At 39.8% G+C, this 23,174-nt stretch carries 17 protein-coding genes; 2 read left to right on the top strand and 15 right to left on the bottom strand.

Annotated elements, in window-relative coordinates; translation table 11 throughout:
• Positions 1–15: 15 nt before the first annotated feature.
• The 3 genes from QRD02_RS04815 to purL form a co-directional block, all read right to left on the bottom strand.
• Complete coding sequence (locus tag QRD02_RS04815; protein WP_290253780.1) at positions 16–1,797, bottom strand: AMP-dependent synthetase/ligase; 1,782 nt, start codon at positions 1,795–1,797, stop codon at positions 16–18.
• 312 nt (positions 1,798–2,109) lie between these two features.
• Positions 2,110–2,631, bottom strand: coding sequence for a hypothetical protein (locus QRD02_RS04810; RefSeq protein WP_290253779.1), 522 nt, complete (start codon positions 2,629–2,631; stop codon positions 2,110–2,112).
• A gap of 33 nt (positions 2,632–2,664) precedes the next feature.
• Positions 2,665–6,360, bottom strand: coding sequence for a phosphoribosylformylglycinamidine synthase (purL, locus tag QRD02_RS04805; RefSeq protein ID WP_290253778.1), 3,696 nt, complete (start codon positions 6,358–6,360; stop codon positions 2,665–2,667).
• Positions 6,361–6,536: 176 nt separating this feature from the next.
• Here purL and QRD02_RS04800 point away from each other — a divergent pair, with 176 nt between their 5' ends.
• Positions 6,537–9,455, top strand: coding sequence for a GEVED domain-containing protein (locus QRD02_RS04800; protein WP_290253777.1), 2,919 nt, complete (start codon positions 6,537–6,539; stop codon positions 9,453–9,455).
• 70 nt (positions 9,456–9,525) lie between these two features.
• Here the strand turns inward: QRD02_RS04800 and QRD02_RS04795 are convergent, their stop codons facing one another.
• Positions 9,526–10,569, bottom strand: a complete 1,044-nt coding sequence (locus QRD02_RS04795; RefSeq protein ID WP_290253776.1) for an endonuclease — start codon at positions 10,567–10,569, stop codon at positions 9,526–9,528.
• 3 nt (positions 10,570–10,572) lie between these two features.
• Positions 10,573–11,802 (bottom strand): RsmB/NOP family class I SAM-dependent RNA methyltransferase, encoded by a 1,230-nt coding sequence (locus QRD02_RS04790; protein WP_290253775.1) that lies wholly within the window; start codon positions 11,800–11,802, stop codon positions 10,573–10,575.
• Between the two features lie 234 nt (positions 11,803–12,036).
• Between QRD02_RS04790 and QRD02_RS04785 the strand changes: the two genes are divergently transcribed.
• Positions 12,037–13,080 carry a WD40/YVTN/BNR-like repeat-containing protein gene (locus tag QRD02_RS04785; RefSeq protein ID WP_290253774.1) on the top strand — a complete coding sequence of 348 codons (1,044 nt, stop codon included), beginning with the start codon at positions 12,037–12,039 and terminating at the stop codon, positions 13,078–13,080.
• A gap of 34 nt (positions 13,081–13,114) precedes the next feature.
• On the opposite strand, the gene QRD02_RS04780 is transcribed toward QRD02_RS04785, so the two are convergent.
• The 10 genes from QRD02_RS04780 to QRD02_RS04735 all read right to left on the bottom strand — a co-directional run bounded on the left by QRD02_RS04780 (position 13,115) and on the right by QRD02_RS04735 (position 23,155).
• Positions 13,115–13,678, bottom strand: a complete 564-nt coding sequence (locus tag QRD02_RS04780; RefSeq protein ID WP_290253773.1) for a GNAT family N-acetyltransferase — start codon at positions 13,676–13,678, stop codon at positions 13,115–13,117.
• A 15-nt stretch (positions 13,679–13,693) separates the two neighbouring features.
• Positions 13,694–15,376 carry a sodium:solute symporter family protein gene (locus QRD02_RS04775; protein ID WP_290253772.1) on the bottom strand — a complete coding sequence of 561 codons (1,683 nt, stop codon included), beginning with the start codon at positions 15,374–15,376 and terminating at the stop codon, positions 13,694–13,696.
• Positions 15,377–15,497: 121 nt separating this feature from the next.
• On the bottom strand, positions 15,498–17,990 hold the full coding sequence (locus QRD02_RS04770; RefSeq protein WP_290253771.1) for a PIG-L family deacetylase: 2,493 nt from the start codon (positions 17,988–17,990) through the stop codon (positions 15,498–15,500).
• Positions 17,991–18,043: 53 nt separating this feature from the next.
• Positions 18,044–18,607, bottom strand: coding sequence for a mechanosensitive ion channel domain-containing protein (locus tag QRD02_RS04765; RefSeq protein ID WP_290253770.1), 564 nt, complete (start codon positions 18,605–18,607; stop codon positions 18,044–18,046).
• A gap of 3 nt (positions 18,608–18,610) precedes the next feature.
• Positions 18,611–19,546 (bottom strand): septum formation inhibitor Maf, encoded by a 936-nt coding sequence (locus QRD02_RS04760; RefSeq protein ID WP_290253769.1) that lies wholly within the window; start codon positions 19,544–19,546, stop codon positions 18,611–18,613.
• 35 nt (positions 19,547–19,581) lie between these two features.
• Entirely contained in the window at positions 19,582–20,169 is a 588-nt protein-coding gene (locus tag QRD02_RS04755) for a Maf-like protein (RefSeq protein ID WP_290253768.1), read from the bottom strand.
• 46 nt (positions 20,170–20,215) lie between these two features.
• On the bottom strand, positions 20,216–21,118 hold the full coding sequence (locus QRD02_RS04750; RefSeq protein WP_290253767.1) for a geranylgeranylglycerol-phosphate geranylgeranyltransferase: 903 nt from the start codon (positions 21,116–21,118) through the stop codon (positions 20,216–20,218).
• A gap of 89 nt (positions 21,119–21,207) precedes the next feature.
• Positions 21,208–21,741, bottom strand: a complete 534-nt coding sequence (locus QRD02_RS04745; protein WP_290253766.1) for a KdsC family phosphatase — start codon at positions 21,739–21,741, stop codon at positions 21,208–21,210.
• Positions 21,725–22,489, bottom strand: a complete 765-nt coding sequence (locus QRD02_RS04740; RefSeq protein WP_290253765.1) for a Rossmann-like and DUF2520 domain-containing protein — start codon at positions 22,487–22,489, stop codon at positions 21,725–21,727. Before QRD02_RS04740 ends, QRD02_RS04745 begins: the two co-directional genes overlap by 17 nt.
• A 78-nt stretch (positions 22,490–22,567) precedes the next feature.
• Entirely contained in the window at positions 22,568–23,155 is a 588-nt protein-coding gene (locus QRD02_RS04735; protein WP_290253764.1) for a Crp/Fnr family transcriptional regulator, read from the bottom strand.
• Positions 23,156–23,174 lie beyond the last annotated feature (19 nt).

Below are 23,174 nucleotides of genomic sequence, written 5' to 3'. Positions count from 1 at the left end.
ACAATATATTATTTTCTATTCACTCTTCCCATAAATCCTATCATACAAATCTTTATACTGCTCTTTAATCACCTTCCGTTTCATTTTCATTGTTGGCGTTAATTGTCCACCTTCAATGCTCCAAACATCAGGCGTTAATTCGAACTTTTTCACTTTTTCCCAATGTCCGAATTTTTCGTTGTAATGATCTATTTCCTCCTGGATGCGGGCAATCACTTCCTTATTATTGACCAATTCCTGTGAATCTGACGGTAAATTGTGGTTTTTTAATATTCCCCATTCTTTAATGAATTCAAAATCGGGCTGAATTAGGGCGGCCGGCATTTTTTCGCCTTCGCCAATTACCATCATTTGCTCGATGAAACGCGATTGTTTCATTACATTTTCAATTGTTTGGGGAGCTACATATTTACCGCCACTAGTTTTAAACATTTCCTTTTTGCGGTCGGTAATCTTTAAAAATCCCTCGCTGTCAATTTCGCCTATGTCGCCGGTATGGAAATAGCCACCTTCCATAGTTTTTTCGGTCTCTTCCTCATTTTTGTAGTAGCCGAGCATCACTTGCGGACCCTTTACCAATATCTCGCCATCTTCGGCTATTTTCACTTCTGTCTCGCGCAAGGGTTTTCCAACCGTTCCTATTTTAAACCCGTGGTTGCGCATATCGTTCACCGAAATTACGGGAGAAGTTTCGGTTAAGCCGTAGCCTTCCATTACTGGAATTTGGGCGGCGTTGAAAACTCTCGCCAATCGCGGTTGCAAAGGTGCGCTGCCCGAAGCGATTGCCTTTAAATTACCTCCCAAGGCTTCACGCCATTTGCTGAAAATAAGTTTGTTGGCCAGTTTAAGTTGCGTTTCATACCACCAGCCATTTTCTCCGTAGGGTTCATATTTTAGACCCAGCTCTACCGCCCAGAAGAAGAGTTTTTTCTTAATACCGGTGAGCTCGCCACCTTTGGCGTAAATTTTATCATATACTTTCTCCAAAAGTCGTGGTACGGCAGTCATAACTTCAGGCTTTACTTCCTTTAGGTTTTCGCTTATCGTGTCAAGACTTTCCGCGAAATGAATTTCTACCCCGCAATATTGATACATATAATGGAGCATACGCTCATAAATATGGCAAACTGGCAGAAAACTCAATGCGGTGGATTTGCCCAATACAATGGGAAGCCGTTCTGCACTAAATTTAGCGTTGCTGCCAATATTTTTATGTGAAAGCATAACGCCTTTGGGTTTTCCAGTGGTGCCGGAAGTATAGATTAAGGTTGCGAGATCATCTTCGTGGATTGCTTCCTTTCTTTTTTCTACTTCCGCTTGGTTACTATCGTCTTTTCCGTTTTCAAGTACTTCGTTCCAATTTTTGGCTCCTTCTATCTTATCAAAAGTATACACTTCCTTTAAGGACGGAACATTGGACTTGATTGCCATTACTTTGTCATAGACTTCTTTATCTGACACAAAACAATATATAGATTCGCTATGGTTTAGCACATATTCGTATTCATCTTCAGAAATTGTGGGATATACGGGTACATCCTGCGCGCCAGTTTGCATAATGCCAATATCGCAGATGTTCCACTCCGTTCGGTTTGAGGAGGAAATCAAGGCAATTTTATCGTTCGGATTTACGCCCATTTTAATTAGGGCACGGCTCAGCGCATTGGCTTTGTCAATATATTCTTGGGTGGAAGTAGCCTTCCATTCGCCATTGTATTTGGTTACTAGGGCTTTTTCCTGCGGGTATTTTTCAAGCTGATAGTATGGGAAATCGAAGAGTCTTTTGGGATCGGTCATAACAGATTTTTATTTGAGTGAAAATAATGAAAATTATTTACTTTCAATACTAAAAGGGAAAACCTGAAATCAACCTGAAAAGTTTTGCATGGCTTCTATAAAAATTTCTTGTTTGCCTCTGGAAATGCTAAACATATCGTTATTGTTCATAATAATATATCCGCCATCTGCTTTTACGTACTTTTTCACTTCTTTGATAAATTTTTGGTTGATGCGTTTGAATTGATGGGTGGAAACTAATAACCCAATAGACAAAATGTTCCACTTTGTCTATGGGATAGTTTTCGATAAAAAAATATTGGAATATTAAATTTAAAAGATGGGAGTTTCAGGATTCCCGGAACCATCAGTTACAAAATAGGTATCTAAATAGACGTCACATTTTGGCATTCTCTCCTTGAGAATAAAACCTTTTTCCACAATATTTTCTTCATTTTCTTCTGAAGAAACAAAGAGTGTTTTCAAGTTTTGGTTGTTTAAACTTTCACACAAATCAGACAAAGTGATTTCCGAATGTATAATATTCAGACTTTCCAAATGTCGCATTTCGTTAAAATATGGAATACTCGCTTTCGTCACATTTATATGATCGGCTATCGTAAGCTCCTTTAAATTACGAATACTGCTTATATGTTTAACACCTTCATCTGTAACATCCGTGCACTTCAAATACATTTCAGGAATGGAAACTCTCTTGGCGAAATAAAACATTAACTCATCATCCGCATCCCCATCAATAGAAGAAAATCCCGACATTTCTGTTGGGATATCCTGTAGTTTTTCAATGCGATAATGCCGTTGCCAGCATTTCTTTTCTTCTTTTGAAAGTTTCATATTTGTGAAATTGAATTCACTTTTTAAAGAATTTTATGAATGTTTTTCTATCCACTTTCGCGCATTAACTAACGCTTCAACCCAAGGCGAAACCTTGTCATCTTTTCTATCTTTTGGATAATATGCCCAATTCCACGGAAAAATTGAACGCTCCAAATGCGGCATCATCACTAAATGTCGTCCGGTTTTGTCGGTCATCATTGCCGTGTTGTAGCTGCTGCCGTTTGGGTTGGCAGGCAGTTTGTCATAGGCGTATTTCGCAACAATATTGTAATTTTTTTCTTCTTTCGGAAAATCGAATCTTCCTTCGCCATGTGCCGCCCAAATTCCCAAAGTACTTCCGGCAAAACTTGAAAGCATAACAGAATTATTTTCCTGAATTTTCACCGAAGTAAACACGCACTCAAACTTACCCGTTGCATTGTGAAGCATTTTCGGCTTTTCATCATCTTCAGGATTTAGAAGTCCCAATTCCACAAAAAGCTGGCAACCATTGCAAACCCCAAGTGAAAGTGTGTCTTCTTTTGCAAAGAAATTTTTCAAAGCTTTATTCGCTTTTTCATTGTATAAAAACGATCCGGCCCAACCTTTCGCGCTTCCCAAAACATCGCTATTACTGAAACCACCGACGGCGACAATCAATTTTATGTCTTCCAAAGTTTCGCGTCCCTCCACCAAATCGGTCATATGCACATCCTTCACATCAAACCCGGCAAGGTGCATCATATATGCCATTTCGCGCTCGCTATTGCTTCCTTTTTCACGAATGACGGCAGCTTGAGGGCGGCCTCCCCCGACCTCTCCAAAGGAGGGGAGATTACCATTGAAATTCTTTGGAAACTCAAATTTCAACGGTTGGTTTTTATAATTATCGAAACGCTGTTTTGCAAGCTTTTCACCACTTTGGTTTTTATCCAATAAATACGAAGTTTTATACCAAACATCGCGCATTTCAGAAATGTTAAATTCTAATTTATCTGAATTATTTTTTATGGAAAGTGAATCACTTTCTGAAACAGTTCCAATTTTCTTGAAATCGATTTTATTCTCAGAAAGCATTTTTTCAACCGATGCATCTTCCGAAGCTTGAATTACTACACCGCAATTTTCAGCAAAAAGTAATTTTACCAAATCATTTTCACCCAAAGTTGAAAGATCCAAATCTGCCCCTAAATTCACATCGGCAAAACACATTTCCAATAAGGTTGTAATCAATCCACCCGAAGCCACATCGTGCCCCGCGAGAATTTTATCCTCTCGAATTAATTGTTGTAAAGTGTTGAAAATATTCTTTACATATTCGGCACTTTTTACCGTTGGCGCGTCATTCCCAATGGCATTTAAAATCTGCCCAAAAGAAGAACCACCCAACTTAAATTCGTCCTGCGAAATATTTATGTAATATATGCTACCGCTCCCAATGCCTTGGGATCTCTGTAAAACAGGCTCAACAACTTTCTTAATATCGTTGCAATTTCCAACTGCCGAAATAATTACCGTTCCGGGAGAGATCACTTCGCCGTCCTTGTATTTCTGCTTCATCGAAAGTGAATCCTTTCCTGTGGGAACATTGATTCCCAAATCAATCGAAAAGTCTGAAACTGCTTTTACTGCTGCATACAAACGCGCATCTTCCCCAGCATTATTTGCGGGCCACATCCAATTTGCAGAAAGGGAAACGCTTTTCAAACCATCTTTTAACGGCGCCCAAACTATATTCGTCAGTGATTCGGTAATTGCATTTCGCGAACCGGCAGCGGGATCAATCAAAGCCGTCAATGGCGAGTGGCCAATACTTGTGGCAACACCTTCCTTTCCGTGAAAATCCAACGCCATAACGCCACAATTGTTCAATGGAAGTTGCAGGGGTCCGGCAGTTTGTTGCTTGGCAACGCGTCCTGTTACGCAACGGTCCACTTTATTGGTAAGCCAATCTTTACAGGCCACGGCCTCTAATTGAAGCACTTGCGTTACGTAATCTTTTATTTTTGAACCTTCATAATCAGGGTTTTTGTAATTCCTGTTTATGGTTTTATCTTTCATTACTGTTTTTGGGGAACTGCCAAACATATCCTCCAAGGCAAAATCCATAGGTTTTTCGCCTTTTTCATTTTCAAAACAGAAGCGTCGATCACCCGTAACCTGGCCCACTGCATACACAGGTGAGCGTTCCCGATCGGCCACCCGTTGAAGCGTGTCCATATCTTTTTCGGCAATTATCAACCCCATTCGCTCCTGACTTTCGTTGCCCATAATTTCCTTTGCGGAAAGGGTGGGGTCGCCCACTGGAAGTTTGTCCAAATCGATTCTTCCGCCTGTGTCTTCAACCAGTTCGCTCAAACAATTCAAATGTCCGCCGGCCCCGTGATCGTGGATTGAAATTATAGGATTTTCGTCACTTTCCACCATAGCACGGATTGCGTTTGCGGCACGCTTTTGCATTTCCGGATTGCTTCGTTGGATGGCATTCAATTCAATTCCGCTGTGGAATTCACCCGTATCTGCCGAAGAAACCGCGGCACCGCCCATTCCAATTCTATAATTATCGCCACCAAGTACAACTATTTTATCGCCTTCCTGTGGTTTTCCTTTTATGGCCTGGCTCGCTTTTGCATATCCAACTCCGCCAGCAAGCATAATCACTTTATCGAAGCCCAGTTTTCTTGCATCTTCCTCATGCTCAAAAGTGAGTACGGATCCGGCAATTAATGGCTGCCCAAATTTGTTTCCAAAATCGGACGCTCCGTTGCTCGCTTTTATCAAAATATCGAGTGGTGTTTGGTACAACCAATCGCGCTCTTTCATTGTCTTTTCCCAAGGTCTTTCGTCGTTCAGTCTGGAATAGGAAGTCATATAAACCGCGGTTCCCGCCAATGGCAACGAACCTTTTCCGCCAGCCAAACGGTCGCGGATCTCGCCACCGCTACCCGTTGCAGCACCGTTAAAAGGCTCTACGGTTGTTGGAAAATTGTGTGTTTCAGCTTTAAGCGAAATCACGCTTTCATAATCCTTTTCTTCGTACCAATCGGGTTTATCGGCAGTTTTTGGAGCCCATTGTTTTACGCTCGGGCCCTTTATAAATGCTACATTATCCTTATATGCCGAAACGATATCGTTCGGATTTTCGGCAGCAGTTTTTTTAATCAGTTTAAAGAGGGAAGTGGGCATTTCATGGCCGTCAATTTCAAATACACCATTGAAAATTTTATGGCGGCAATGCTCGCTGTTCACTTGGCTGAAGCCGAAAACTTCACTGTCAGTCAATTTTCTTCCAAGTTTTTCCGAAAGATTTTCTAGGTATTCAACTTCCTCGGCGTTTAATGCCAATCCTTCCTTTTGATTGTATTCTCCGATATTCCCAATTTCCAAAATTCCTTCCGGTTGAATGTGAATATCAAAAATATCTTGATTCAATTCCTTGAATTTTTGCGAAAGCATGGGGTCGAAAGTCCCTTTTTCGATAGTGCTATTGTGAAATTCCTCAATGCGAATAATTCCCTCGATTCCCATATTTTGGGTAATTTCCACCGCATTTGTGCTCCACGGTGTGACCATTGCGGCCCGTGGTCCCACAAATAAATTCGGAGCGGAAGGTTGCACAACGGACTTCTCAATTTTGGGCTGGTTGCCGAAAAGCCACTCCAACTTTTTACTATTTTCTTCTGAAATATTTCCTTGGGTTTGGACTGCAAAAACGGTGTTTTCAACGTTCCCGAAAAAGTGAATCATCCTTGTGAAAGTTAAGGGTTTTAAAAGGTGCAAATGTAACCAATTTTGAAAGAATTTTAATCAACAGAAAACGCAGATTTTATAATTTATGGAATGTTATAATCTTCTGGTTTCGAGCAATTAAATATCCAATATTATAGATTACCTTTCGATTTCAAAATTTTAAAATATTTTTTATGAAACTTAAAAAATTACTTTTTGCGATGATTATATTGCTGCCTGCAGCGCTATATTCCCAACAGTCTTTTCCGCCGGATGAGGTAATAGTTGGAACTTTTATTGGAAAAACTATTCCCTTGCGGGAATATGCGGTACAAGAGGAAAATTACGACCAAAGTGTTAAACAGATTAAAGTAGTCGCCAACCGTTCCCGGTATAATCCGCAGGTGAATGAAAATGCACTGCCGCTGGGCATAGACCAAAATGTTCAACGAAATTTTGGCGAAATACGTACCCGCGCCATTGAACAGAATTTTATTGGAGCCTCATCCTCAGAATCGGGTTTTGTGCCGCCGGATCCAACAGGTGCGGCAGGACCAAACCATTATGTGCATTCGGTTAATTCCATTGTGAAAATTTTCAGTAAAACGGGTGTGCTGTTGGTGGGTCCGGTTTCATTGGGAACGTTTTTGGGAATAGGGTCCAATTCAGGCGATCCCATTGTGATGTATGATCAACTTGCGGATCGATGGTTTGTTAGTGAATTTGGCTCATTGGGAAATTCCTTAGCGATCGGCGTTTCAGAAACGGGAGATCCCATCGGTGCTTATAATGTTTATCAATATACCTTTGGAAGTTTTCCTGATTATCCACATTATAGTGTATGGCATGATGCATATTATCTCACGGCAAACATTGGAACTACCAATAAAGTGTATGCCGTGGAAAGAGACGTAATGTTGGCTGGTGGCGCGAGCCCAAAGATTGTTGGGTTTCCGCTTCCGGGGGGTATTCAAAACACGAATACAGTTTTAAGCCCCGAACCTGCCAATCTTTTAGGAACTGTTTTCCCGGCAAATGCGCCTGGTTATGTAACCTATCTTCAAGATGATGGCTGGTCCGGAGTTAGTTTTGACCATTTAAAAGTTTGGGAAATTGACCTTGATTGGACCAACACTGGAAATTCCACTATTTCCGCGCCATTGGAAATTCCAACGGCGCCATTTAACTCTGTGTTTGCACCATTCGGAACGGGTGATGTTCAGCAGCCCGGAACTAACCAGAAGATTGATATGATTGGGGGGGTAATTTCCTATGCCGCCAATTACCGCAGTTTTTCGGGACACAATAGTTGGGTAATTACTTTTAACACTGATATTGATAATAACGATACTTCAGGAATTAGGTGGATCGAACTGCGGAATGATGCTTCCAATCCATGGAGTATTTTTCAGGAAGGAACCTATGCACCGGCGGATGGCCAGAGCAGATTTATGGGAAGCGCGGGTATTGATGCGGGGGGAAATATCGGATTGGCCTTTAATGTTGCAAGCAGTACCTTAAGGGCATCTATCCGTTATACCGGTAGGTTTAATGGGGATCCACTTGGCCAAATGACGGTTGCTGAAACGGAAATAGTTCCGGGAGCGGGCGTGCAGACCTTCACCAATAGGTTTGGAGATTATTCTCATTTAACCATGGATCCGAATAACTTCACCTTTTGGCATACGGCTGAGTATTTTTCTTCGGATAACAACTGGCGCACCCAAATTGCTGCATTTACCTTGTCCAGCGGATTTGCGAAAGATGTTGGGGTTAATGACTTGATACAACCCGTTAATGGAATATTGACGAATGCCGAGACGGTTGAAATAAGTATCCGAAATTTCGGAACTGCGGCACAAAGCAACATTCCCCTGGAACTTCGAGTGGATGGAAACTTAGTGGCTTCAGAAACCTTTAATGGTACCGTGGCAGCTGGCTCAACCGCCACATACACATTTACACAAACAATCGATCTTTCTACTACTGGGCAAACCTATTCCATAGAAGTGCGGACTAATTTAACCGGTGATGAATTTCCAGCCAACGATCCTTTTATAAAAGAAATAACAAATCTATTGGCTAACGACGTAGGGGCGATAGAAATTACGACACCAATTTCCGGCTCCGGATTGGGCAATGAAACCATAACCGCAACAATTAAAAACTTTGGCGCTGCTTCACAATCAAATTTTAATATTCAATATGTAATAAATGGCGGCACTCCTGTAATTGAAACATTTACCGGACCAATAGCCTCTGAACAGGAAATGATTTATAGTTTCGCGCAAACTGCAGATTTTTCTGCTTTGGGAAATTATACCGTTACGGTTTCAACTTCTCTGGCGAGCGATGGAAATCCATCCAATGATTCAGTTACGGCTGAAATAGAAAACATTTTATGCCAACCAAACTTGGATTGTTCCTTTGGAGATGGCTTCCGTTTAGTTTCGATTGCGGAAATTAATAATCCGTCTGCCTGTGAAGGTTATGGAGACTTTACAAATTTGATTGCGAATTTGGCACCAGGAAGCACTAACAACCTAACAATAACAACTGGTTATGGAGATCAATTTGTGAAAGTTTGGATTGACTTCAATGACGACTCTAACTTCACTACAGATGAAGTAGTGGTAAATAATGTGGAAATTGCCTCAGGACAAGGTTCCGGAACCTATACCGTAACTATGGATTTGGTAATTCCCTCGGGTGCCGCCATTGGACCACACCGTATGCGAGCTAAGACCAATTGGAACGGCCCTGTGCCGAATGATGCCTGCGAGGAAACCAATTTTGGAGAAACTGAGGACTATACAGCAAATATCGGAACCTTGGGAGTTGATGATTTTTCAATAACAAAGGGAGAATTTATAATAACCACCGAAGCTAACAATCAGTTTGATGTTTCACTAACAACTTCTTTTAATGGCGAAACCTATCTTGCTGTTTATAATATGTTGGGGCAACAACTTCGAATAAAAATGATCAACAAAATAGGCGATTCCTATAAAGCGAAACTTGATATGAGCCAAGCGGTAAGTGGAGTATATATTGTTAAGGTGGGAGGAAAGAACACCAAATCCTATAAAACAGGAAGAATTATCGTTAACTAAATCACAAATAGCATATAAAAAAAAGAGCGGGCAACGGCCCGCTCTTTTTATATTCATTAAAATATAGCAGTTATTGAACTGCGATTTTTTTGGTTATTCTTTTTGTGGACGAAACAAGTTCCAAAAGATAAATTCCACTCTCAATTGTTGAAAAATCTATCGTTTTTTCGGAAGCATTAAACGAGTTTTGTAGCACTTTTCTTCCCGTTAGGTCATAAACCGAATAACTTTCCACGGAAAAAGTTGTATTGTCTGTAATCCATAGAATTTCAGAAGTTGGGTTTGGATATACTGCGATGTTTTCCGCCTCAATATTTTCAATGCCAATTAAACCCCAGCGGTCTTCTGCCACTGGTCCGCCCCAGATTAAAGTGGCCAGATAAGGATTGTCAATAAAAGGATTTCTGTTTCCGTAAACGATTTCCAAATGTGGATTACGCTGATCTTCAAAGTCATTCACCGGATCTTCAGCATTCCACTGTAGGTAAACTTGGAGCATATCTGTTGTACCCTGTAACGGCCCAACACCATTTAACGTGGGTTTGCATCGGTCGCCGTAACGTGTGTACATATACATCATCATTCGCGCGACATCTCCTTTCCATTCATCACCGGGATACCAGTTTCCGCTGCCAACATTGCCAGCAACGCCAGAGCCTGAGGCAAATTTTTTGCTGCCACGGTTATTGTTCATCTGTTGGTCTGTGGGACGAATATTGTGCGGATCTGCAACAATACCAGTGGCATTATTATTTGCATCGCCCATCGGGGGATTAGCATTGGAACGGGCGAAGGTATGTTCGCGGTTATATTCACAATTCTGTCCTCCAAAGTCATCCTTATCACGACTGCGGTGTAGTGTACAACTACCATTATCATTATGGCCATAAAGCAAAAGTACATTGCTGTTATTGGCTGGATCTTCATCGGTGATTTTCATGGCATCGCGCGTGTCGCCATAATTGAACGATATGCTGGCATTTTCGATTTTTTGCTGAAGCGCGAAATATAAATCCTGCCCCGTTAAGGTTAAATCAACATCATTATAATAAGGCTGCTGCGCAAAAAGGGATTGTAGGCTTAATAGAATAGATAGGGTAAAAATTTTCTTCATTTTTTATAAGGGTTTTTTATTTGAGTCTTTTTTCTGCAATAAAGAAATATAAAATCCGTCAAAACCGCTTTTGCTGGGCATTATTTTTTCTTCATTTATTAGGGTGAAATCGCTTCCTTCTTCACGACTTAGGAATGCTTTCACCTGCATTTCGTTTTCTGAGGGCAAAATTGAGCAAGTAGCATAAACCAATTGCCCCCCAGGTTTAACCATGCGGGAGTAGCTATCGAGTAATTCCTTTTGGGTGGCGCGAATAGTATCCATAAACTCTGGCTTAAGTTTCCATTTTGCATCTGGGTTTCTTTTTAACACGCCCAGACCGGAGCAAGGAGCATCAATTAAAACCTTATCTGCTTTTTCCGCAAGTTTTTTTATCACTTTCGTGGAATCAATCACGCGAGTTTCAATATTGAATATTTCATTTCTTCGGGCACGTCGTTTCAGCTCGTTCAATTTGTTTTCATAGATATCCATTGCAATCAACTGCCCTTTGTTTTCCATCATCGTGGCAATGTGTAGACTTTTTCCTCCGGCTCCGGCACAGGCATCAATAATGCGCATTCCGGGTTTTGGATCTAACATCTCCGCCACTTTTTGTGACGAAGCATCCTGCACTTCAAACAATCCATTTTTAAAGGCTTCGGTGGTGAACACATTGGTTCGCTCCTTTAATTTTAACGCATCGGGATAGTCTTTTAAGATTTCGGTTTCAATATCGAGATCGGCCAATTCGTTTTGTAGTTTTTCTACGGTGGTTTTTAATGTGTTCACCCGCAAAACCACGTCAGCCTGTTGGTTAAGGGCCGATATTTCCTTGTCCCATTTTTTGCCCAATTCTTTCTGCCCCAATTCATCCAGCCAATCCGGAATGGATTCGCGAAATTTTCTAATTTTCGATAGCTCATCAAACTTTCCTTTTATTCTTCGGGTGGGCGTATCCTCAAACTGCTTCCATTCCGGAATTGCAATTCCGTTCAACGTAGCCCAAACGGTGAATAAACGAAATAAATTTGGGCGGTCAAAAGGCTCGCGTACTTCGGCAATTTCTGAATAAAGACGTTTCCAGCGCACAATATCATAAGTTGTTTCGGCAATAAATGCCCGATCGCGGGCGCCCCAACGCTTGTCCAGCTTTAAAGTGTTTTTGAGCACCTTGTCCGCTTGTTTGTTTTCATTAAAAATCAAATGAAGGGAATCTATCGTGGCGAATACTAAGTTTCTGTGTAGTTTCATTTTAAAATACTTTTCAAAACCCCGATACTCATTATTTCCATTACTGATAAATATGTGTTCGAAGTTGGAGGTTCAGCTTTCTTTTTGGAAAACTTTTACCGCTGCAAAGGTATCTTTTTAAATCGAAAATGAAATCGAAATTTATCGAAATCAAAACGGATTAGAAACGGTGAAATGAACATATCCCCCAAATGTTACTTAAGTTATTAGTACTTTTGAAAAAAAATTGAATCTATGCGATTTGTTGCTGCCATTCTTGCTGTCATTGCTCTAATATCTTGCGAAAATCAGCAAAAAAATGAATTTAATTCTGTGGAAATAAGCCCTGTTTTTATTGACAGTTTAAGTATTCGCGCCATTGAACCTTTAGACGAAAACAGAGTTTGGTTCGCGGCCGATAAAGGAAAGATGGGCTTGATTGATGGCGAAATACCAAAACTCGCAATTATAAAATATGGTGATTCCCTACTTCATTTTCGATCCATTGCCAGCACGAAGGAAGCCGTTTTCGTTTTGAGCATCGCCAATCCGGCGGTATTATATAAAATTGGTTTTAACGGGTCCGAAGCTACCAATATTGAGGAGGTTTATAATGAAAAGGGCGATAACGTATTTTACGATTCCATGAAATTTTGGAATGAAAATGAAGGTATTGCAATTGGTGACCCCGTGGAGGACTGTATGTCCGTCATTATTACCCGTAACGGCGGAAATACTTGGCAAAAGATACCCTGTGTAAACCTTCCAAAAATTGTTAGGGGCGAGGCGGCTTTTGCGGCCAGCAATTCAAACATCGCGGTTTTTGGCAATCACGCTTGGGTGGCAACTGGAGGTAGAAAGTCCAGGGTAATGCACAGTGCGGATAAAGGTGAAACCTGGGAAATTTTCGATACGCCCATAGTTAATGGCAAGGCCATGACGGGAATTTACAGCATTGACTTTTTAGATGAAACGACCGGCATTATTTTTGGCGGAAACTGGGAGGATAAGTCTAATAATGAAGGAAACAAAGCCATTACACGCGACGGAGGAAAAACTTGGAAGCTGATTGCCAATGGAAAGGAACCGGGTTACCGATCTTCCGTTAAGTTTGTTCCTGGTGCGAAGGGGCAGGGCATTGTGGCCGTGGGTTCTCCGGGAATTTCGTATAGTAGTGATGGGGGCAAAAACTGGAAGGAGCTTTCAAAGGAAGGATTTTTCGCTATAGAATTTGTGAATGATAGCGTTGCTTTTGCCTCCGGAAATAACCGTATTTCGAAATTGTTGTTTGAAAAGTAAAATGGGTATTTACAATATTAGCAGCGACCTCAATTTACTTTAAAACAGAATTTTTCATATCAAATGCTAAACCGATATAGGAATTATTGTTGAAATCAAATTCATCAATAATTTCCCAACCTAATTTTTTGGTGTGGGCTATCTTAGAAACTTCATTTACTTTATTTATAAAAGTCACGGAAATTGGGTATTTCTTATAAAACTCGATTCTCAATTCTTCAAAAAGTCTGTTTAAAATGCCCTTTCCCCTATAATTTTCCGCGATGCAAACAGGACCGTATTGGAAACTGTTTGTAGTGGTAATCTCACTTCCTTTAAAGGATAATTTCGGAAATCGGGAAACCATAAACTTAAAAATTTCCCATTGTTCAAAGTAGCTCCAACTTCCCGCAAAGGCATACGCAATAAGTTCCTCTTTTTCATTTTCAGTGATGAAAATTCCGTTTTCACCAATTATTTCATCAATTTGCTTAACTGTGAATGGAGTGGTAACAAATCCGTTTTTTCGTTCGGCATCTGTCATATTTCGGAATAAATATTTCTCTTGCAGCTCAAGAATTTCCACAATGTCCGCTTTATTTCCTAACCGTGTTTTCATAATAATTATTAGATTTTATGCCGGTGTATTTTTCGGAAGTAATGTTTGTAAAATCATCGCAATTCCCATAACGATAACGCAGCCAACAAGATTGAGCCATAAATAGGGCATAATGTCAATATACCAAAAATAGATAATGATAGCCTGTGTGATTAACGCGGCAATGAATACGGCTTTGCTTCGGACAAATTTTATAAAGAAGGCGAGCAGAAAAATACCCAAAACATTTCCGTAAAAAATGGATCCGATAATATTTACAAGCTGTATAAGGTTGTCGAATAAATTTGCGGTGCACGCCACTAAAATTGCAATGGCGCCCCACAAAAGCGTAAAACCGCGCGAAGCCGCAACGTAATGTTTTTCCCCTTTTCCGGGAACGTTTCTTTTGTAAAGATCTATGGTTGTGGTGCTTCCCAAGGCATTAAGCTCTGATGCAGTGGAAGACATGGCGGCGCTTAAAATTACAGCCAAAAGTAGGCCAATCAGGCCCCGCGGAAGATTGTTGAGAATGAAATGGATGAAAACATAATCCTTGTCATTGGTTTCCGCTTTTGGATTTGCTTTTTTTATAAGCGCCACGGACTGTTCCCTTAGTTGGTTTTCAGCAGTGTTCAGCTGTTTTATTTCCTTGATATAATTTTGTTTGTTCAAATCACTTTCAGCCTTCGAATATAGAATTTGCGTTTCGGCCAATTGCTGGTCAAGCGATTTCTTTTTTTCTTCCAGCGCTTCGAATTCAGTTTTATAGGATGAGTTTTTTACATCTTTTACGGCCGAAGGATTAAAGTGGAGCGGAGCACTGTTAAATTGATAAAAAACGAAAACCATAATTCCGACGAGCAAAATGAAGAATTGCATAGGCACTTTCAAAATTCCGTTCATAATCAAACCCATTTGGCTTTGTTTTACGCTTCTTCCGGAGAGGTAGCGCTGCACTTGACTTTGGTCCGTCCCGAAATAGGAGAGTGCCAGAAATGTACCGCCAATCAATCCGCTCCAAAAAGTATATCGGTTGTCAAAATCGAAAGAAAAATCCAGAATTTCCATTTTGCCGTTGGCACCAGCAATTTCGAGTGCCTTCGAAAAGGAAATATCCAATGGCAAATAATTCAGAATTAGAAGAAAAGCAATTAACATTCCGAAGAAAATTACCGCCATTTGTTGCTTTTGAGTAACGTTCACTGCTTTTGTGCCACCACTTACGGTATAAATAATCACAAGCAGTCCTATAATAATATTCAGATAAATTAAATTCCAACCCAGAACGGCTGAAAGTATAATAGATGGTGCAAAAATGGTGATTCCACAAGCCAGGCCACGTTGAATTAGAAATAAAATAGCCGTCAAGGTGCGCGTTTTTTTATCGAACCTACTTTCCAGATATTCGTAGGCGGTATAAACGTTTAATCTATGATAAATGGGAATGAAAACCAGACATATAACTACCATTGCAATGGGTAGTCCGAAGTAGAATTGCACGAAACCCATGCCATCATGAAAAGCCTGCCCCGGCGTGGAAAGAAAAGTGATGGCGCTGGCCTGGGTAGCCATAACACTAAGTCCAATGGTCCACCAATGTGCAGAATTACCTCCTTTTAAATAATCCCCAACGTCTTTTTGTTGTCTGGATTTCCAAGTGCCGTATAGCACGATAAATAGGAGAGTGCCAATTAATACAATCCAATCAATCTGTTGCATTTAGGCGTAGTTTTGCATTAATAAATAAAACAAATAGATATAGGCAGCGTTTAGCAGAAGCACCAATGAGTACTTCCACTTCCAAATGAATTTTTCCTTTTCTTCGGTCATTTTTTTTGAATTATTTTCCCAAGGAAAGCATATTCGCGAACAATCGATATGCCCCGGAAACACCCGCCGGAAGCTCCCTGAAAAAGCTTAGGCCGGTATAAATATAATGTCCTTTTCCATATTTGGCCACCAATAATGACCCTTTTGTTTGGGCTTCGCCTTTGTCATTCATTCCCAAAATAGGCGTAAATTCCTTAGCCCATTCATCAGGAAAATAGAGCCCTCTTTCCTGCACCCAGCCATCAAAATCCTTTGAGGAAATTTTATTGGGTGAATTCATAATTGGGTGGTCTGGCGCAAGTATTTTCACTTCCGAAAATTCATCCGTAACACGATCCCGCGATAATTTAAGCGCATAAGGGCCCAAATTTTCAGTTACCAAACTATTACTGGTGTTGTATTGAACTATGAGCGTGCCGCCATTTTCAACATATTTGTTTAATGAAGGTTGCGCAAACGCAAGCTCAGGAACGGTGTTGTAGGCTCGAATGCCAATCACAATAGCATCAAATTTTGAAAGACTGCTTTTTGAAATTGTGGAAGGGTCAATCGTTGAAACAGAATATCCTATTTGCCTCAAACTTTCTGGAATGGCGTCGCCCGCACCGTTAATGTATCCAATATTTTGTCCTTTTTTATGTATATCAATTTTGGCGATTTTCGCTTCGGAAGGTATCAAAACACTTTGATACGGAATATGTTCATAATCTATTGTGACCAATTCCTTATCAAAATTTTTTCCGTCCGCAACTATTCGTGTTTTTAAATAGCCTTCATTCTGGGTGGGCGGTGGCGTTACTATGAAGTTGAAGATTTTGGTTTCGCCCGTTCTTTCTATTTCAAAGGTTTGCTGGGCGGGCTCAACCTTCCAACCGTTCGGATGTTCAATGGATACTTTTCCAGAAATATTATCTTTTCCCGCACGAACAATTACGGGAATTGTTTTAGCCTCTTCATTTGCAAAAATCCACACCTTTTCAGGAATGGAGGCAGTCACTTCCGGCAATATCTCCAAGGGTCGGTACACTTCACCCTTAACGGGATCGTTGGATTTATAAATAATATTTTTCGTAAAGGGGATCGTTATATTTTCAAACTGCAGTTCAAAAACTAACTGCTCCAAGGCTGGAGTTTCCGGCAATCCGATAAACTTTTCAGGGCTTACATACATTCCCAAGCTACCGGTTTCATTCAACCAATAAGGTGAGGAGTAGGGTGGAATTTTGCTTTCTGAAGTTACTGTCGTCTCGATTTTTTTTATGGCATTAAAAGAAAGGTTTTCCGCGCTATTCCAAAGAATTTTTCCTTGTGGATTCTTTATGGATTTTAAAATCACTTCGTTTTTTCCGCGGTTGATTGCCTCTATATTTACCGCAAAATTTTGGTTGGGATTCACTGAATTTTTTTCAGAAACGGCTTCAATAAAAATGCCCCCACAATCCAAAATAAGTTGTTTCAGCTGTTTCATTTTAATATTTCGCCAATGTTCATCCTTTAAATCCAAAACTAATGGATATGCCTTCAATAGTTGGGGTAACATTGCTGAGGGATCATTAAAGTTGAAGTTGCTTTCTAACGGATTCAAAATTTCCCCAATTTTATTTCCTCCTTCTAGTCGGGTCCACGCCGTATCTATGCCTTCAAAAAGATTGTTGTCCGGAGGCTTGCTTCCTTTCAATAATTCTAAATATTCCGTTTCGGTGCCGCGGGCGCCTGTACTGCCAAAACCTTGCGATTTATGCATACTTCGGCTTAGGGCAGCTATTTCGCCATTGGAAAGTCCTAGGGCCGGAAAGTAATTGCCAGTCTCCACTGAAACTAAATTTTTTTTATCGGCTTTTTCAAACTTTTCGCGACTACCGTAGAACCACCACGAAGTGTTGAAAAACAATCTATGCGGCTGCCAAGTTCCAAATTCCTCCGCAGACTTTGGATATTTGGAAGCATCGTCAACCTGGTCGAAAGCATCCATACTCAACATGGCCGAAGCCGTATGGTGGCCGTGCGTGCTACCAGGGCTGCGATGATCAAAGCGGTTTATGATAATGTCCGGTTTAAATTTTCGGATGGCCAAAACTACATCGCCCAAAACTTCATTTTTGGTCCAGAATTCAAATGTTTCCTCAGGGTTTTTGCTATAACCGAAATCATTGGCGCGGGTGAAATATTGTTGCCCTCCGTCTATTTTTCTGGCTTCCATCAATTCCTGGGTGCGGATTACACCCAAAAGTTCACGGAGTTCGGGACCAATTAAATTTTGGCCGCCATCCCCACGGGTAATGGAAAGATAGGCGGTGTGCGCGTGAACATCATTCACTAAATAGGAAATGAGACGAGTATTTTCGTCATCCGGATGGGCGGCAATATAAAGTGCGGAACCCACAAAGTTTAACTTTTGCAGGTCGTGGTATATTTCGGATGCCGTAGGTTTTTTGGGTGCTTGCGCTGTGGCAACTATTGCTGTAAGAAAGAGTAGAAGAGCTGAAAAATAAGGTTTGTGCATAAAAATAAAGGCTGATTTATTCAAAACCATCCAAAGATAGTTATTTGTGAAAATTAATCGTGGGGCAGTTTGTCCTTATTTTTGTCAAGCTCGTGCTGATGTTCGTAAAATTCTTCGGCCTTTACAATGCTTACGCCTTTTTGTAGCATCATACTGTTTGGATAGGTAATAATTTCATTCTCTTTCGTGTGAAGGATTATATGAAATGTTTTTATATCCTCAATAATTCCTTCGCAGGGTGCCTCTTTATCGTGGATTTTTATGTAGTCGCCAATTTTGTAGGGAAAGGTGAAAAACATAATTATTCCACTGGTAACATTACTTAAAATAGACCATTGGGCAAAAAATGCAATACCAATAACAGCAAAAACTGACGACATTACAAGACCCAAGTTTCTAAAATCGACTCCCCAAATTAATACCAGTCCTATAGCCATAATTATAAATGCCGCAAAATCTACGTGTTTCATAATGAGGCCTGTCCTGTGCTCCAATCGTTCAATTTTTTTGGCAAAATTGCGAACCGTTCTTTTTAAAAACCAACGCAATAAAACAAGCACTAAAATCAACACAACGGATTCAATCAATTCGGGGTAGTATTCTTTTAAATTTATCATCGGTTATTTCAATTGCAGCGAATCGCGCAGGTTTAGGTGTTCATTTCCGTTTTTGCTCCAATAATCGGTTTTTATCCTTTTCAATTTTGTTGCGGTTGTTTTTAAACGAAGGGTATCATTTTGATCGGCCGCATTTATTTCTTCCCATTTTTCAATTTCGTATGGGAAAGTGCTGCTAAAGAAAAGCATTAACTGGCGCTGTAAATCGGGATAATTAAGGGTGTAAATAGTTATGGAATCGCCCTGTTTTAGACTGGCGAAGGCTTTGTGTCCCTTTATTTCCCTGTGTCGAAACCGCAAAAATTCGAAAGAGGGAACAATCATTACATCCCCGGTAGGAAGCTCCTCGGGATTGATTCTTATTAGGTTCCAAAGCTCATTTTCCAAATAGGTAATGGGCAGCGTAAAATGTTTGTCGGCTTCCCCTTCAAAATAGGAATGGCTTTCTATTTCGAATTCACCTCGATTGTTTAGTTGCATATATACCTGTCCACACCATTCCTGCACGCTATTCGTTACTTTTAATGGGCGCGCCCTCTCCAGTAAAGGGTTGAAAGTGCTTGTCATAATAGAGTAGGGATATATGCCTGTGTTAAAATTCTTCATTTGGTTCAGTTTTAAAACCATAATGTTTTCCTTGGAGGGATTATCGGCCTTAACCTGAACCGCGGGCACAAAATCCTCAGTAACGAAAATATTTACAGCGGTGCCTTCGCGAATTTCCCCATAGCGCTCCTGTAGCAGGCTGTATGAAGTGATTTCAGCCGTTCCGTCGAACCAATAATTTTTAAATTCGGAAGTAAGGTTTCGAAGAGTTGAAATTGAAGTACCTTCCCTTTCAGATATATTTTCTTGCGGAGATCCTTTTTCTTCGGATGAATTGCAACTTTTCAATCCACCTAAAACAATCAAGAGAAGAATGATTTTGAAAAAGTCCATAAATGCGAAGAATTTTGACCAAAAATACTACAAATTCAACGGTTGGCAATTTGGGTTAACGTTTTATAAACAAGTAGTGTGGGTAAGCCCATTACGTTAAAATAGGATCCCTCAATTTTTTCGATTCCGATATAGCCAATCCATTCTTGAATGCCGTAACTACCGGCTTTGTCAAAGGGTTTATAATTTTTGACATAATAATCAATCTCTTCCTCAGAAAGTTTTTTGAACCATACTTTTGTAACATCGTTCACCGTTTTCTGAAACCCTTTTGAAGTGAAACAGACCGAAGTTATAACCTCGTGCATTTGTCCGCTCAAATTTTGCAACATCTGTTTAGCATCTTCAAAATCCTTGGGTTTTCCTAATGCTTTTTGATTGTTCCAAACTATGGTATCGCTGGTTATTAGAATATCATTTTCATTTAAATCTACAAATATCGATGCTTTAAGTTGCGAAAGATAATCTGTTATTTCTGAATGCTTTAAATGGGGTGGATAATGTTCATCCACTTCTTTCACTTGGATACAAAAATCAATATCGAGCTCCTTAAAAAATGCCTGACGTCTCGGGGAGCCGGAAGCGAGAATAATGTTGTATTTCTTTAATTTTTCTCGTAGCATTTTCTAGGCAGACTTAAGATTTTATTTATAAAGTTATATTTCAAATTTACAAATTGAAAATAGGAATTGAGCAAATGCCCAAAAACATAATTACTTTCAATAATTGTGATAAAAAATGAAATTGCGATTGTGTTTCAGCTTCCCAAGCTTTAATACAGAAATAAAGCATCGGCGCAATAATGGCAAAAAGGAAATAGAGTACTATGATTTGCAATTGGTACAGATATTCGTAAACATAAAACACAGTCCCTAAAGTTAATATTGCACCTAATGCAAAAACTATTTTCATAGTGCGTTTTCTTCCCAACGCTATCGCCAGCGTATTCATTCCGCCATTTTTATCGCCATTGATATCCTCGAGATCCTTTACGATTTCCCGAATAAAATTAAGGGAGAAAGCAAAAAGCGCATAATGAAATACAATAATAAAAACGGCTCGCTGTGCGAACTGGTTTTCTGCAGAAATTGCAGGCAGTAATTCAAACAAGCCTACAATTAAGAGGCTAATGGCAACTAATGCGGAGACCAATAGATTACCTATAAGAAATATTCCTTTTAAATAAGCAGCATATAAATAAAGGAGTGCGGAAATAAGAATAAATAATGCCGCGAAGCTTGGTTTTCCGATACTATTGGCAAGATAGAAACCGAGGGTTACGCCCAGAATATTTAAGATTATAAAGAGGCTATTCGCAGTTTTTTCCGAAATCTTTTTGCCTATTAATACAGTTTTCGGTTTGTTAATTTTGTCAATTTCCACATCCAAAATGTCATTAATGATATTGCCCGCCGCGGCAATGGAAAGTGTTGCAATCACTAATAGGAAAAAACCAAAATTGGTTAACGTGGTTTCTGCATGAACTTTGGGAAAAAGGCTGTACTTCAATAAAATTTGTACCAACGCCAAAAAAAGTAAATTCCGGTAACGGATTAGATTTAGGTATTTCAAAGTTTCAAATTTCGGATTGGAATATTTTTTCAGAGGATTTAATTGAAGTTTGATTCTTGCCTAACAGTAATTAATTAATCAGTACCAACTCAGTCATATTTTGCGCTAACCCCACTGGTTATAATCCATTTTCCCTGCACTTTCAAAACTTGTTCAATCACTTCGCGCACACAGCCTTTCCCACCATTTTTGTGGGACACATATTTTGAAATGGCCTTAATCTCTGGAACCGCATCCTGAGGACAGGTAGGGAGGCCCACCTCTTGCATGATTTCGTAATCCGGCAGATCATCGCCCATGTATAGCGTGTTCTCGCGTTTAATTTTGTTGGTGGTTAAATAATTTTCCAAGATTTTAGTTTTGTCGTGCGCGCCCAAAAAAATATCCTTTATTCCAAGATTTTTAAGCCGAACGCGAACACCTTCATTAGTTCCGCCGGAAATAATGCACACATTAAAACCTTGTTCCACTGCCGCTTTTAGGCCATAACCGTCCTTAATATTCATTGTGCGGAACATTTCGCCTTGCGTATTTACTTGAATTGTGCCATCTGTAAGCACACCATCCACATCAAATATAAACGTGGTAATATGTTTTAGATATTCTTTATAGCTCTTTTCCATATTTCTGATTTAATTCCTTCGTAAACAGCTCATAAATTTCTTTATGACGTTTTTCGTCCAACAAATTTAAATGTTTTTCAACGGTTTTTATGTCATTCCGCTTTGCCGGCCCGGTTTGCGCTTCTTGGGGTGATAGCGCTTCAATCTTTGCAGCCGTTTCTGCAATTAGTGGTTTTAGCAAGTTAAAAGGTAATTTTTCAGTTTGTAATATTTCCGCTCCCACATAATATAAATGATTAACAAAATTATTGACGAAAACGGCCGCCAAATGTAATTTCGCCCTCTTTTCCGAAGAAATTGCCACAACATTTTCTGATATTGTTTCACCCAGCTGTCGCAGTAGTTGCAAATCCAGGTCATTCTCTGCTTCAATGCAAATCGGAATTTCTTTAAAATCTAAGTTTCGTTTTTTGGAAAATGTTTGCAGAGGATAAAATACCCCCCGACGGTTTTTTGAAGAAAGCACCCCAATGGAAGCACCTCCCGATGTATGTACAACAAGTTTATTTTGAAAAACTAAAGATTCCGAAAATGCAGAAATAGCATCGTCAGGTATGCCGATAATATAAATATCGGCATCAACGATGCTCGTAATATCAGTGGTAAAGGAAATGTTTTTGGATTTAAAATTAATTGCAGTTCTGTTTCGGTTAAATACTTGTAAAACAGAAGCTTTGCTATTTCTAACTAAAGCATCGAACAAATGGGAATTCACATTTCCAAAACCTAAAAATACTACCGATATCATAGTGCGAAATTAGGGTTTTTTATGAAAGTGAATGGGAATGTTTCCAATACAAATCCATATTCAATAATATTTTTATGATTATCGATATACTTTATGCTTAATAAGCTTTAGTTCACCCTCCTGTTCCAGCTGTTTAATGGCTCGGATAACAGTTTCCACGCGCTGTCCGGTTAAATCCGCAATTTGTTGCCGGGTTAATTCCACCTGAAAAAGGCCATCCGAACCATCTTTGCGTTTTAAAAAATCAATCAGTGCAAGAATGCGATGTTCGGGAGGATGTACTGAAATTTCCTTTAAAATTATAGCTTTGTAAAAAAGTCTTTTTGCCAATGCCTGAGTAAATTTTAGATGTACCTCAGGGCTTTCTTTCAGTAATTTGAATAAATTGGTTTTGCTAAGTTTATAAAGAACGGTAGGTTTTACGGCAGCTGCCGAGGCGGGATATTTAAAATCGCCTAAAAGGGGCGGCTCGCCAAAACTTTCTCCGTCATAAAATATTCCTTGCACAAATTCCTTCCCTTGTTCGTTTATGTTGAACATTTTTACTTCGCCCGTTTTTATTTGAAAATAGAAATCTGCTCGTTTTTTTTCCTGAATTATTATTTCCGAAGCATTTAAATGCTCAATAGAAGCGCTAAAATCCTGTAATAATTTTTCGGGAATCATGGGTTTATGATTTGCCTCA

It is taken from the genome of Aequorivita aurantiaca, assembly GCF_030410135.1.
Classification (GTDB): domain Bacteria; phylum Bacteroidota; class Bacteroidia; order Flavobacteriales; family Flavobacteriaceae; genus Aequorivita; species Aequorivita aurantiaca.
This window is presented reverse-complemented; position numbering and strand designations above follow the sequence as displayed.